The following is a 12891-nucleotide window of genomic DNA, read 5'->3' as shown; positions in this document are numbered from 1 at the left end:
TTGTTGTAGGGGTGAAATGCGAGGCTGCGCTGTCGCCAGGGGTAGCGAATGGCCATGCAATTCACCCGCTGGACGACAGCAGAAAGACTCCCCGCGAGCGGGTGGAGTTCACTTCCGGCCATGCCAATGGACAAGCGGTAGCAGCCGCTTTCCGCACCCACAGACTCAATCGATGTGCTGCACTGGCTGCGGGGGCGTGCATTCGGCGGTTTTGGTTCAGTGGGGACGACGCTCGGCCTGGGTCACTTCAACGATCAGCAAGGCATCGCCATATCCGCCCCCCCTTCAAGACATCGCCGCATCGGAAGGCGTTTGTTATGGCTACGGCAGCCCTACCCCCCACGGCTGCACGTCAAGAGCTATGGGCATGAGGATGGTGTGCCTGTGAGGCAATATTCAATCCGCGCAGCTGGAAATTGACTGCACCGATAAGACGCCTAAGTGCTTGGGCCCGAACTCAGTGGCTGTGATGGTTTGAGTTGCCACCATCATCAAGAGGCTTCCCGGTCGCCTTGAGGTCTCCCATAACCTGAGGCTACGGCGGGTGCCTTCACCACCACCGACGCGGCCTCGATGCTCAGGTTCTTAGCCCCAAGCGGCAGCGGCTCACTTTGCGAAACGCTTCACCGTCTCCAGCCAGGCGGGATCGAGCCGGTCCTGAGTAGGGTCCAGCCCCTGCGCCTCCATCGCCTCGCGGTGAGTATCGATCTCCCGGACCAGCTGGCTAAGCTCACTGCTGTTGCCGTCCAACTGGTGCATCTGCGTCAGGCCCAGGTGGTAGAAGCGCAGCAGCTTCATGGCCGCGGTATCGCCGGTGGCGACGCCGGCCTTCACCTGGTGCATCACGTTGGTGACCCGCATCAGGCTGCGTTTGAGCTGCCAGCCATAGACCGCCGGGGCCATCCAGGGCTGCCGCCACAGGCTGATGCGCACTACGGCGACGGTCAGGGCCAGACCGACCAGCACACCGAGCAGGTTCCAGCGGAAGTTGTCTCCGTCCGAGGTGCCGAACAGCTTGACGCTGGCGGCGGCGCAGAGCATGCCCAGCCCGAGGAAGATGGCGCCGATCAGCAGGGTGCTGCGGCGGGTCTGCTGGCGATAGCGCTCAGGGCTCATGGGTTGGATTGCGAACATGGTTGGCGGGACTCCAGATTGAACGGGGGGAAGGAGGGAAACGCTGCGCGGCTCCCCTTACGGTAATGGGATGGGCGTCGTGGGTGGACAACGCTGCGCTTGTCCATTCCCGAGCCACGCATCAGGCGTCGACGCTGCTCCACTGTTTGTTCATCCGTTTATCCGACACCGCCATCTTGGTGCCCAGTTGCTGGGCGAACAGCGAGACGCGGTATTCCTCGAGCATCCAGCGGTACAGCACCAGTTCCGGATCACGTTTGCCTTCCTGGCTGTGTTTAGCCAGGCGCGCCTTGTATTGCTCCCAGTAGCCGGTGAGTTCGCCGGTCCACACGCGGTCGCGCTGCAGTTGCGCACCGACTTTGTCGAGGCGCTGGTCGATGGCTTTCAGGTAGCGCGGCAGTTCCTTCAGCCATTCGGCCGGGGTTTCGCGGACGAAGCCGGGATAGACCAGATTGGCGAGCTGCTGCTTGATGTCGTTGAGGGCCATGGCCTGGGCCAGGTCGATCTTGCCCTTGAAGCGCTTTTGCAGACTGTGCCAGAGCTTGAGGATGTCCAGTGTCAGGCGCGCCAGGCGCTCGGCATGCTCGGTCCAGACGCCGCGCTTTTTCTCGGCCAAGGCAGCCAGTGCGGCACCGTCGCGTGGCAGTGGGCTGACGCCGTCGAGGATGCAACTGTCCAGGCTGGCCAGGAGGATGTCTTCGACCAGCGCCTCAACACGGCCCAGTTCGCGGTACAGCAGACCGAGCTCGGTGAGGCCCGGCAGTTTGCTGCGCAGGAACTTGGCTGGTTCAGCGAGTTGTTGCAGAAGCAGGCGCTGCAAGGCGCGGCGGTGCTGGAATTCGGCTTCGGCGTGGGTCGAGAAGCGCTCTTCCTTGACCACCCCGCCGTCTTCCACCAGCGCCGGGAACACGGTCATCGAGAGGCCGGCGATCTTCTGCTGAGTCTTCTCGGCGACCTCGGCGAACTCCTTGGCTTGCACCGGCTTTTGCCCCGTGGCGCTCTGCGGAATGGCTAACGCAGCCTGGCTGGCTTCGGCGAAGCGCGCAGTCAGTTCGGCCAAATCGCGGCCTTCGCCGAGGAACTTGCCGTTGGCATCGACCACTTCCAGATTCATCTTCAGGTGACCGTCGAGCTGCGCGGCGGCTTCGCTCCAGGCCTCATCGGAGACGCGCGCGCCAGTCATGCGCAGCAGTTCGCGGCCGAGCGCTTCCGGCAAACTGCCGTGGCCGAAGGTCAGCTTGCTGAGCGCGGCGCCAACGAAGTCCGGCACCGGCACGAAGTTCTTGCGCAGCGCCTTGGGCAGGTTACGCACCAGGGCGATGGCCTTGGCCTCGAGCAGGCCCGGCACCAGCCATTCGAGGCGCTCGCTGGGCAGCTGCGGAAGCAGCGGTGCCGGCACGCGTAGGGTCACGCCGTCACGCGGGTGATTGGGCTCGAAGTGGTAGCTGAGCGGCAGTTGCAACTCGCCGAGGTGCAGGATGTCCGGGTACTGCGCGGCGGTGATTTCCTTGGCATCGCGGGCCAGGACGTCTTCCTCGCGCATGATCAGCAGCTGCGGATTCTTCTGACTCTCGGTCTTGTACCAACTCTCGAAACTGGCGGTTTGGTAAATGTCCTGCGGGATGCGCGCCTCGTAGTAGGCGAACAGGGTTTCCTCGTCGGCGAGGATGTCGCGGCGGCGCGCCTTGGCCTCCAGCTCGTCGAGTTTTTCCAGCAGCAGGCGGTTGGCGGTCAGGCACTTGGCGCGGCTGTTGATTTCGCCGCGCACCAGGCCTTCGCGGATGAACAATTCGCGCGCTACCGTCGGGTCAACCGGACCGTAGTGCACCGGGCGGCGACCGACCACGATCAGGCCATACAGGGTGACTTGCTCGAAGGCGACGACCTGGCCGCGCTTCTTCTCCCAATGCGGTTCGAAGTGGTTTTTCTTGATCAGGTGGCCGGCCAGCGGCTCGATCCAATCCGGCTCGATTTTCGCGACTTGGCGGGCGAACAGTTTGGTGGTTTCCATCAGCTCGGCGGCCATCACCCATTGCGGCCGTTTGCGGCCAATCACGCTGGACGGATGCAGCCAGAAACGCCGCTGGCGCGCGCCGAGGTAATCGCCGTCTTCGGTCTTCTGGCCGATCTGGCTGAGCAGACCGGAGAGGATCGCCTTGTGCAATTTGGCGTAGTCGACGCTGCGTTGCTGCTGCTCGTCCAGGGGTTTGTCGGCGTTGCCGGCAGCCGCCTTCGTAGGATGGCGCTGAGCGGAGCGATGCCCATCGTTCTGGGCGACGGGGGCAGATTGGGCCGCATGGGTATCGCTGCGCTCAACCCATCCTACGGGGCTACCTTGGCCGACGCCGCCCTTGTAGGGTGGATGGCCGGAGCCATCCACCGCGGTGGACAAGCCTGCGGCGTTGTCCACCCTACGGGCAGCAGAGCGGGTATCAGCCGTGCGGTTGCCGGACAGTTGCAACTCGCGAGCGATCAGCACCAGCTGGCGGTGTGAGTCGCGCCATTCGCGCAGGCGCAGGTAATTCAGGAAGTTCTTCTTGCACCAGTTGCGCAGCGGATTGGAGCCGAGTTCCTGGCGTTTCTCCTCGAAGCCGCGCCACAAGTTGACCAGCGCGGCGAAGTCGGAATCCACGTCTTTCCACTGCGCGTGGGCCTGGTCGGCGGCCTGCTGGCGGTCCATTGGCCGCTCACGCGGGTCTTGCACGGACAGCGCGCTGGCGACGATCAGCACTTCGTCGAGACTGCCGAGCTTGGCGGCTTCGAGGACCATCCGACCGAGGCGCGGGTCGATGGGCAGACGCGCCAACTGGCGGCCGATCGGCGTCAGCTGGTTCTCGCGGTTTACCGCGGACAGCTCCTGCAACAGGGTGAAACCGTCGCTGATCGCCTTACCTTCCGGCGGCTCGATAAAGGGAAAATCCTCGATGGTGCCGAGACGCAGATGAAGCATCTGCAGGATCACCGCGGCGAGGTTGGTACGCAGTATTTCCGGATCGGTAAAGGCCGGACGGCCGAGGAAGTCTTCCTCGCTGTACAGGCGCACACAGATGCCCGGCTCGACCCGCCCGCAACGGCCCTTGCGCTGGTTGGCGCTGGCCTGCGAGACGGCTTCGATGGGCAGGCGCTGAACCTTGGCGCGATAGCTGTAGCGGCTGATGCGCGCAGTGCCGCTGTCGATCACGTAGCGGATGCCCGGCACGGTCAGCGAGGTTTCCGCGACGTTGGTGGCGAGGACGATCTTGCGTCCGGCCATTGGCGCGAAAATCTTCTGCTGCTCGGCCGGAGTCAATCGCGCATACAGCGGCAACACTTCGGTGAAGCGCAGGTTGGCCTTGCGCAACACTTCGGCGGCCTCGCGGATCTCGCGTTCGCCGGGCAGGAAAATCAGGACGTCGCCGGGGCGCTTGCCCTCGCTGCGCTCGAACGCGGCGATCTCATCCAGCGCAGCGAGGATGCCCTGGTCGACGGTGAGGTCGTCGAGCAGGCGCTCGCCCTCCTCGTCCACCTCGGCGGCCAGCGGGCGGTACCAGGTGTCGACCGGAAAGGTCCGGCCGGAGACTTCGACGATCGGTGCATCGTCGAAATGCTTGCTGAAGCGCTCCAGGTCGATGGTCGCCGAGGTGATGATGACCTTCAGATCCGGGCGGCGTGGCAGCAGGGTTTTCAGGTAGCCGAGCAGGAAGTCGATGTTGAGGCTGCGTTCATGGGCCTCGTCGACGATGATCGTGTCGTACTTCTCGAGGAAGCGGTCGTGCTGAGTCTCGGCGAGCAGGATGCCGTCGGTCATCAGCTTGATCAGCGTGCTGTCCTTGCTCTGATCCTCGAAGCGCACCTGATAGCCGACCAGCTCGCCGAGCGGCGTGCCGATCTCTTCGGCAACGCGGGTGGCGACGCTGCGCGCGGCCAGCCGGCGGGGCTGGGTGTGGCCGATCAAGCCGTGCTGACCGCGACCGATCTCCAGGCAGATTTTCGGCAGCTGGGTGGTCTTGCCTGAGCCGGTTTCGCCGGCGATCACCAGGACTTGATGCTTCTCCAGCGCGGCCTTGATTTCGTCGCGCTTGGCGGCGATCGGCAGGGCATCGTCGTAGCGCATCACCGGCACGCTGGCGCGGCGCGCCTCGACCTTGGCGCAGGAGGCCTGGAAACGCTCCAGCCACTGCGCCAGCTTGGCCGCATCGGGCTGTGCCGAGTGTTTGTGCAGCTCGTGCAGTTGGCGGCGCAGCCGGTGACGATCGGCCAGCATGGCCTGATCGAGGTTTTTCAGCAGGGAATCGAGGGAGGCGATATCGGTCATCGGGCAGGCGCGGGCATCCGGGAAAGGCCGCGATTGTCGCAGATTTGCCCACCACGCGGTCGCGCGGACGTAGGTTGGTGCTGAGCGCAGCGATGCCCAACGATACGGAATCGACCTGCCACGTTGGGCTTCGGCGCTGCGCTTCTCAACCCAACCTACGGCGTTCAGCGTTCCAGAATGGCGACGTAGCGCGCGTGAGCGGTGAGTACCGGCTGGTCGGTGCAGCTCAGCTGGATCGGCAGGTTCAGGCGGGCGCGGCCGCGGTTGCGCAAGGTGTCGAGAAACGCCGGCCAGTCCTCGGGCAATCGAGCGGCGGCGACGAATTCGGCGGCGGCCGGGGCACGGTAGTCGCAGGCGAAGTGCTGAATCACCAGCGCGGCCTTGAGGCCTTCGCGCTGCAGGGCGTCGAACAGCAAGGTCCAGCCGGTGGCGATGGCCAGGGTCGCCAGGCTGCCGCCGAATACCGTGTTGTGCGGATTGCGATTCGGCGCGTGGGGCGCGCTCAGGCGCAGCTGGCCGGGGACGCTGGGCAAGGCGCGAATGGCCATGAACTGGGTGAGCGGGATGTTCTCGTGCAGGTAGCGAGTCAGCGTCTCGGCGCGGGTGATGTCGTCGGTAGAAGCGGCCATGGCGATCGGGTCTAAAGGCTGAGAGGTGCTCTATGGTAGGCGCCGCGTGGCGGATGGTCGACAGGCGCTGGATGCATGACCAAAGTGTAGGAGCGGATTCATCCGCGATTTTTTTGGGCACCCCGGTGGCGCCTTTGATCGCGAATGAATTCGCTCCTACGGTCGGCGAACCGCCAGAAACGACAAAGCCCCGCCGAGGCGGGGCTTTGTCGAGCAAGCACGATTACTTCTTGCCCAGCTTCTTCAGCTCTTCGTCACGCAGTTCGCGACGCAGGATCTTGCCGACGTTGGTGGTCGGCAGCACGTCGCGGAACTCGACGGCTTTCGGCACTTTGTAGCCGGTCAGGTTGGCGCGCATGTGCTCCATGACCTGTTCCTTGGTCACGCTTTCGCCCGGTTTGACGACGACGAACACCTTGATCACCTCGCCGGATTTCTCGTCCGGCACGCCGATCGCCGCGCATTGCAGCACGCCCGGCAGGGTGGCGAGCACGTCTTCCAGTTCGTTCGGGTAGACGTTGAAGCCGGACACCAGAATCATGTCCTTCTTGCGGTCGACGATGCGCATGTAGCCGTCGTCCTGAATCACGGCGATGTCGCCGGTCTTCAACCAGCCGTTGGCGTCGAGGATCTCGTCGGTGGCTTCCTGGCGCTGCCAGTAGCCCTTCATCACCTGTGGGCCCTTGACGCACAGTTCGCCACGCTCGCCCATGGGCAGGTCGTTGCCGGCATCGTCGATGACCTTGCACAGGGTCGATGGAACCGGAATGCCGATGGTGCCGACCTGGATGTGCTGGAACGGGTTGACCGACACCACCGGGCTGGTCTCGGTCATGCCGTAACCTTCGCAGATGCCGCAACCGGTGACGGCCTGCCAGCGCTCGGCGGTGGCCAGTTGCAGGGCCATGCCGCCGGAGAAGGTCGCCTTCAGGGCGGAGAAGTCCAGCTTGCGGAAGTCTTCGTTGTTGCACAGGGCAACGAACAGCGTATTGAGGCCGACAAAGCCGGTGAACTTCCATTGCCCCAGTTCCTTCACGGTGCCCGGCAAGTCGCGCGGGTTGGTGACGAGGATGTTGTGGGCGCCGATCAGCATCATCGCCATGCAGTGAAAGGTGAACGCATAGATGTGGTACAGCGGCAGCGGCGTGATGAGGACTTCGCAACCTTCGTTGAGGTTGGCGCCCATCAGCTCGCGGCACTGCAGCATGTTGGCCACCAGGTTGCGGTGGGTCAGCATTGCACCCTTGGCCACGCCGGTGGTGCCGCCGGTGTATTGCAACACCACGACGTCATTGCCTTGCGGGCTGGCTTCCTGCACGGCCTGGCCGCGGCCTTTGGCCATGACGGCGGTGAACTTCACCGCGTTCGGCAGGTGGTAGGCCGGCACCATCTTCTTCACGTACTTGACCACGCTGTTGACCAGCAGGCGCTTGAACGCCGGCAGCAGGTCGCCCACTTCGGTGACGATCACGTGCTTGATGCCGGTCTTCGGCAGCACCTGCTCGGCCAGGTGGGCCATGTTGGCCAGACAAACCAGCGCCTTGGCACCGGAGTCGTTGAACTGGTGTTCCATTTCCCGCGCGGTGTACAGCGGGTTGGTGTTGACCACGATGAGGCCGGCGCGCATGGCACCGAACACTACGACCGGGTATTGCAACACGTTGGGCAGCTGCACGGCGATGCGATCACCGGGCTTGAGATCGGTGTTCTGCTGCAGATACGCGGCGAACACGCCGGACAGTTCATACAGCTCGCCATAGGTGATGGTCTTGCCCAAGTTGCTGAAAGCAGGCTTGTCGGCGAACCGCTCGCAGGACAGTTTCAGCACCGCCTGAACATTCCCGAACTGATCGGGATTGATCTCGGCAGCCACCCCAACGGGGTATTTATCCTTCCAGAAGTTATCGGTCATGGACGCCTACTCCTAAGCAACATCTATCGTCACCGCATGGCGGTTGGTTCTTGTGTTTTTTGATCTTCTCAGCCCGCCAGGGCCGGAAAAAGCGCGCCGAGAGTAGCAGCTTTGCCAAACAGCGAATAGCACCAAACCTGGCCTATCCGGTCAAAAAAAAGACCGAAAGCAGGGCTTTCGGTCATTTCCTGCACAAACAAAGCGGACTGCCGATGAACGGCTGGCAGCCCGGCTTTCTGGCTATGTTGCGTTAGGCAATGTCCCGCAGCTCGCGGCGCAAAATCTTGCCCACCGGACTCATCGGCAGCGCTTCCTTGAGCACGATTTGCCGGGGAATCTTGTAACCGGTGAAGTTCTCTTTGCAGTAGTTCTTCAGCTCGTCCACGGTCAGGCTGTGCTCGCTGGGCACGACGAACAGTTTGACCGCCTCGCCGGATTTCTCGTCCGGGATCCCGATAGCCGCGCAGCTGGCAACCTTCGGATGGCCCATGACCACGTCTTCGATCTCGTTGGGATACACGTTGAAACCGGAGACGATGATCAGGTCCTTCTTGCGGTCGACGATGCTGACGAAGCCGTCTGCCTCGATCACCGCGATATCGCCAGTCTTCAACCAGCCGTCGGCATCGAAGACCTCGGCGGTGGCTTCCGGACGCTGCCAGTAACCTTTCATTACCTGCGGGCCCTTGATGCACAGCTCGCCGCGCTCGCCCAACGGCAGCTCGTTGCCCTCATCGTCGATGACCTTGAAGCCGGTACCCGGCACCGGAATGCCCACGGTGCCCAGACGGGCATGTTCTCCACGCGGATTGCTGCTGGCGACGGGTGAGGTTTCGGTCAGCCCATAACCCTCCACCACCACACAACCGGTGGTCTGCTCCCAGCGCTCGGCGGTCGCCTTGACCAGCGCAGTGCCACCGGAGTTGGTCAGCTTCAGGCCGCTGAAGTCGAGCTTCTTGAAATCCGGATGGCTCATCAGCGCAACGAACAAGGTGTTCAAACCGAGCAGGCCGCTGAAGCGCCACTTGCTCAGCTCCTTGATGAACGCGCCGATGTCACGCGGGTTGCTGATCAGCACGTTGTGGTTGCCGTTGACCATCATGCACATGCAATTAAGGGTGAACGCATAGATGTGATAGAGCGGCAGCGGCGCGATGATGATTTCCCGGCCCTGCTTCATCAGCGGGGTACCGTCCGGACCGAGCTGGCCGAGGCAGGCGTCGACCTGCAGCATGTTGGCGACCAGGTTGCCGTGAGTCAGCATGGCGCCCTTGGCGACGCCCGTGGTGCCGCCGGTGTATTGCAGCACGGCGATGTCATCGAGAGTCACTTTGACCGGCTTCAAGGTGTGCCCCTGGCCGATCTTCAGCACCGATTTGAACGACACGGCCTGCGGCAGGTTGTAGTCGGGCACCATCTTCTTTATGTGCTTCACGGCGGCGTTGATCAGGCAGCCCTTGAGCGACGGCTGCATGTCACCCATGCGCGCTTCGATCAAGTATTCGATGTCGGTATCGGGCAGTACGTCCTGGACCAGATGGCCGAACAGATTGACGTACACCAACGCACGCACGCCGGCATCCTTAAACTGGTGACGCATTTCCCGCGCGGTATACAGCGGGTTGGTGTTGACCACGACCAAACCGGCGCGCATCGCACCAAACACCGCGATCGGATATTGCAGAATGTTGGGCATCTGCACGGCGAGGCGATCGCCGGGCTTGAGATCGGTATGCTTCTGCAGGTAGGCGGCGAAGGCGCCGGCCAGTCGATCCAGCTCGGCGTAGGTCAGCGTCACGCCCATATTGGTATAAGCGGGGCGGTCGGCGAACTTCTTGCACGAGCGCTCGAATACTTCGATGACCGATTTGTAGGTACCCATGTCCAGCTCGTTGGGTACGCCAGCCGGGCGCTTGTCGCTCCAGAACTCAGGTTGCATTGTTGTTGTCCCCGTAGCCTGCAAAGTGTCTGCCCCGCGCATGCGGGATAGCCGGAAGTTAGCAGCTATGACTAAACTGGCAAATAGGTGGGTATGGCGAATAGATCGTGTGAATCTTCCATCCAGCGGCCCTGAATAGTCGCGAGTGGGCTATACACGAACAGCCTGCCCTCACAAGCACACCCTCTCTTCTGGCTAAGCGATTCCGGATGTCCAGATTCTCGGGCCTGGCGGCCTTGCTTGCTCTCCTGTGGTGCGTGCCTGCGGCCAATGCTGCAGAACCCTTGCGGTTGGTGAGTTTGGAATACCCCCCCTACAGCTCGGCAAAAATCCCGGGCGGCGGCAGCATCGTCGAGCTGGTCACCCAGGCGATGGCCAGCCAAGGCAAAAGCGTGCATATCGATTTCATGCCCTGGGCGCGGGCACGCGCCGAATTGCGCAGTCATCGCTATGCCGGGGCGTTGCCGCTGTGGCCACGCGAGATCGTTGAAGAACAGCTGATCGCCTCGCGTCCGCTGTTCTATAGCGAGCTGGGCTTTTTCGTACGCCGCGATACACCGGTGCAATTCACCACCCTGAATCAGCTCAAGGGTCATCGGGTGGGTATCGTGCGCGGCTACGGTTATCCGCAAACCCTGCTCCACTCGGGCTTTCGCAGTGAAGAAGCGGTGGATGACCTGAGCAACTTGCGCAAACTTGCCGCGCGGCGCTTCGACCTGGTGTTGCTCGAGCGCGTAGTCGGCGAGCATCTGATCGCCAGTCACGCGACACTGCGCGGGCAGTTGATCTGGCAAGGTCGTTCGCTGGAACGCACTCCGCTGTTAGTCGGTTTCCTTCCGCAACGTCCTGGCGAACCCGACTGGGCAGCGACGTTCGAACGGGGTTTGCGCGAGCTGCATGCCACCGGCGACTACATGCGCATCATCCGCAAGCACAACAGCATCGCAGTCCCCCAGTGACCACCCAGTCGTCAAATAGACTTCACCCGGCATAGGCACGGAGGCACAATGACGGCCTTTCCGGCACAAGGAACCGCCATGCGTCACGATGATCTTTGGCTGACAGCCAGCGACGCCGCTCCTCTGTTCGTCAACCGTTGGCGTGGCGAACAGCCGCCCAAGGCGGTGCTGATGCTCGCTCACGGCATGGCCGAACACAGCGGTCGCTATGCGCGTTTGGCCGAACATCTGGTGCAGGCTGGTTATGCGTTGTACGCCCACGACCAGCGCGGCCACGGCAAGACCGCCCAGCGCGGCGTGCTGGGGCTGTACGCCGAACACGGCGGCTGGCAGCGCGTCGTCAATGACCTGGTCAATCTCAACCAGCACATCCGCCAGCAGCATCCGGACACGCCGATTTTCCTGATCGGCCACAGCATGGGCAGCTACATCGGCCAGGCTTATCTGATCCAGCACAGCGCTGACGTGCAGGGCGCCATCCTTTCCGGTTCCAACTATCAACCGGTCGGCCTGTACAAATTGGCGGCGAACATTGCCCGTTTCGAACGCTGGCGACAGGGCCCGACTGGGCGCAGCGCACTGCTCGAATTCCTGTCCTTCGGCTCGTTCAACAAGGCCTTCAAGCCCAACCGCACGCCCTTCGACTGGCTGAGCCGCGACCCGGTGGAAGTCGACAAGTACGTCAGCGACCCGCTGTGCGGCTTCCGTTGCACCAACCAGCTGTGGATCGACCTGCTCGAAGGCCTGCAACAGATCACCCCGAGCACCAATCTGGGCCAGATCGCCCACGACCTACCGGTGCTGGTGGTCGGCGGCGAACGCGACCCGGTCAGCCAGGGCCAGCGCCTCAACGACCTCGCCGCGGCCCTGCAAGCCGGCGGCCTGCGCCACGTCGAACTGAAGGTCTACGCCGACGCCCGCCACGAACTGCTCAACGAGACCAACCGCGACGAAGTCACCGCCTTCTTCATCGATTGGCTGGAACGCACCCTCGCCGAGACCCCCGTCGCGCCCGCGCAAGCCCTGGCCTGAACACGCCGTAGCCCGGATGCAATCCGGGAGCCGAGTTGCCGATTTCCCGGATTACATCCGGGCTACTAACTGCGCTCAGTCAGGCTGCGCTCAGCCGGTCGACAGCAGATCGGCGCTACGCCCCGACGACTCCAGTTCGCCGACTTTCTCCAGCCGCGCCCGCACGATGTTGCGGCTGATGCCGAGCAAGCGGCCGGTCTGCAACTGGTTGCCGTGACAGAAGCGGTAGGCGCTGCGAAAGATGGTCTCTTCGATGTGCTCGTACAGCTCCGGCAGGTTCTTTTCGTACAACGCGGCCAACTGCGAACCGCCGACGCCCTGACCAAAGCACCTAATTCGCCGCGTCTGCGCAGTTGAAGAACGAGCTGCTGGCCGAGCTCACCGGTTCGGATGAGGCTTGAGCGCGGCCACCTGTGGTAAAAGACCGGGGCAATTTTCAGCGCGACGCCTGGGCGACGCGCTTTTGTCACTGTCTTTACGAGAGAGCCCACCATGCCGCAAATCACCAATACCCCGTACGCCGACCTGGAAGTCGGGCAAACCGCCAGCTACAGCAAAACCGTCGAAGAACGCGATATCCAGCTGTTCGCCGCACTCTCTGGCGACCACAACCCCGTGCACCTGGATGCCGAGTACGCCGCCGGCACGCCGTTCAAGGAGCGCATCGCCCACGGCATGTTCAGCGGTGCGTTGATCAGTGCGGCGGTGGCCAGCACCCTGCCGGGCCCGGGCACCATTTATATCGGCCAGACCATGAGCTTCACCCGCCCGGTGAAATTCGGCGACACCCTGACCGTGCGCCTGGAAATCCTCGAGAAACTGCCGAAATTCCGCGTCCGCGTCGCCACCCGGGTGTTCAACCAGAATGACGAGCTGGTCGTCGACGGCGCTGCGGAAATCCTCGCCCCGCGCAGCCTGCAGACCGTGACCACCGCCGAGCTGCCGCCGATCACTATCGGCTGATTTTCGGCGCGGCGAGAGTGCTCTCCCGC

Annotated in this window: 9 protein-coding genes and 2 pseudogenes; 5 read left to right on the top strand and 6 right to left on the bottom strand. The window is 63.1% G+C overall.

Annotated features, from left to right (window positions below):
- Window positions 1-253: 253 nt before the first annotated feature.
- Window positions 254-387, top strand: a pseudogene (locus tag NVV93_RS05755) (PaaI family thioesterase); the annotation flags it as partial.
- Window positions 388-606: 219 nt separating this feature from the next.
- Here the strand turns inward: NVV93_RS05755 and NVV93_RS05750 are convergent.
- From NVV93_RS05750 to fadD1, 4 genes are all read right to left on the bottom strand, one after another.
- On the bottom strand, window positions 607-1134 hold the full coding sequence (locus tag NVV93_RS05750) for a DUF3087 domain-containing protein (protein ID WP_258253488.1): 528 nt from the start codon (window positions 1132-1134) through the stop codon (window positions 607-609).
- Window positions 1135-1255: 121 nt separating this feature from the next.
- Window positions 1256-5428: an ATP-dependent RNA helicase HrpA gene (gene hrpA / locus NVV93_RS05745; RefSeq protein ID WP_258253487.1), complete on the bottom strand. Its 4173-nt coding sequence runs from the start codon at window positions 5426-5428 to the stop codon at window positions 1256-1258.
- A 164-nt stretch (window positions 5429-5592) separates the two neighbouring features.
- Window positions 5593-6057, bottom strand: a complete 465-nt coding sequence (locus tag NVV93_RS05740) for a thioesterase domain-containing protein (protein WP_258253486.1) — start codon at window positions 6055-6057, stop codon at window positions 5593-5595.
- A gap of 223 nt (window positions 6058-6280) precedes the next feature.
- Entirely contained in the window at window positions 6281-7969 is a 1689-nt protein-coding gene (gene fadD1 / locus NVV93_RS05735; protein WP_258253485.1) for a long-chain-fatty-acid--CoA ligase FadD1, read from the bottom strand.
- Window positions 7970-8019: 50 nt separating this feature from the next.
- On the opposite strand from fadD1, the gene NVV93_RS05730 reads away from it, so the two are divergent.
- Window positions 8020-8223, top strand: coding sequence for a hypothetical protein (locus NVV93_RS05730; protein WP_258253484.1), 204 nt, complete (start codon window positions 8020-8022; stop codon window positions 8221-8223).
- Here NVV93_RS05730 and fadD2 read toward each other — a convergent pair.
- On the bottom strand, window positions 8220-9908 hold the full coding sequence (fadD2, locus tag NVV93_RS05725; RefSeq protein WP_258253483.1) for a long-chain-fatty-acid--CoA ligase FadD2: 1689 nt from the start codon (window positions 9906-9908) through the stop codon (window positions 8220-8222). The genes NVV93_RS05730 and fadD2 overlap by 4 nt on opposite strands.
- 209 nt (window positions 9909-10117) lie before the next feature.
- Here fadD2 and NVV93_RS05720 point away from each other — a divergent pair, with 209 nt between their 5' ends.
- Window positions 10118-10867, top strand: a complete 750-nt coding sequence (locus NVV93_RS05720; RefSeq protein WP_258253482.1) for an ABC transporter substrate-binding protein — start codon at window positions 10118-10120, stop codon at window positions 10865-10867.
- 78 nt (window positions 10868-10945) lie between these two features.
- A complete protein-coding gene (locus NVV93_RS05715) occupies window positions 10946-11899 on the top strand; it encodes an alpha/beta hydrolase (protein WP_258253481.1) in 954 nt (317 codons plus the stop codon).
- Between the two features lie 90 nt (window positions 11900-11989).
- Here the strand turns inward: NVV93_RS05715 and NVV93_RS05710 are convergent.
- Window positions 11990-12199: pseudogene (locus NVV93_RS05710) on the bottom strand (hypothetical protein); the annotation flags it as partial.
- A 192-nt stretch (window positions 12200-12391) separates the two neighbouring features.
- On the opposite strand from NVV93_RS05710, the gene NVV93_RS05705 reads away from it, so the two are divergent.
- Entirely contained in the window at window positions 12392-12862 is a 471-nt protein-coding gene (locus NVV93_RS05705; protein ID WP_258253480.1) for a MaoC family dehydratase, read from the top strand.
- Window positions 12863-12891 lie beyond the last annotated feature (29 nt).

It is taken from the genome of Pseudomonas sp. LS44, from assembly GCF_024730785.1.
Classification (GTDB): Bacteria; Pseudomonadota; Gammaproteobacteria; order Pseudomonadales; family Pseudomonadaceae; genus Aquipseudomonas.
The sequence above is the reverse complement of the archived record's forward strand: the minus strand, read 5'-3'. Positions and strand labels throughout refer to the sequence as shown.

What these genes read in the sequence shown, in the direction of transcription:
- NVV93_RS05750 (WP_258253488.1), bottom strand. Translation starts at nt 1,134, where the DNA reads ATGTTCGCAATCCAACCCATGAGCCCTGAGCGCTATCGCCAGCAGACC.
- hrpA (WP_258253487.1), bottom strand. Translation starts at nt 5,428, where the DNA reads ATGACCGATATCGCCTCCCTCGATTCCCTGCTGAAAAACCTCGATCAG.
- NVV93_RS05740 (WP_258253486.1), bottom strand. Translation starts at nt 6,057, where the DNA reads ATGGCCGCTTCTACCGACGACATCACCCGCGCCGAGACGCTGACTCGC.
- fadD1 (WP_258253485.1), bottom strand. Translation starts at nt 7,969, where the DNA reads ATGACCGATAACTTCTGGAAGGATAAATACCCCGTTGGGGTGGCTGCC.
- fadD2 (WP_258253483.1), bottom strand. Translation starts at nt 9,908, where the DNA reads ATGCAACCTGAGTTCTGGAGCGACAAGCGCCCGGCTGGCGTACCCAAC.
- NVV93_RS05720 (WP_258253482.1), top strand. Translation starts at nt 10,118, where the DNA reads ATGTCCAGATTCTCGGGCCTGGCGGCCTTGCTTGCTCTCCTGTGGTGC.
- NVV93_RS05715 (WP_258253481.1), top strand. Translation starts at nt 10,946, where the DNA reads ATGCGTCACGATGATCTTTGGCTGACAGCCAGCGACGCCGCTCCTCTG.
- NVV93_RS05705 (WP_258253480.1), top strand. Translation starts at nt 12,392, where the DNA reads ATGCCGCAAATCACCAATACCCCGTACGCCGACCTGGAAGTCGGGCAA.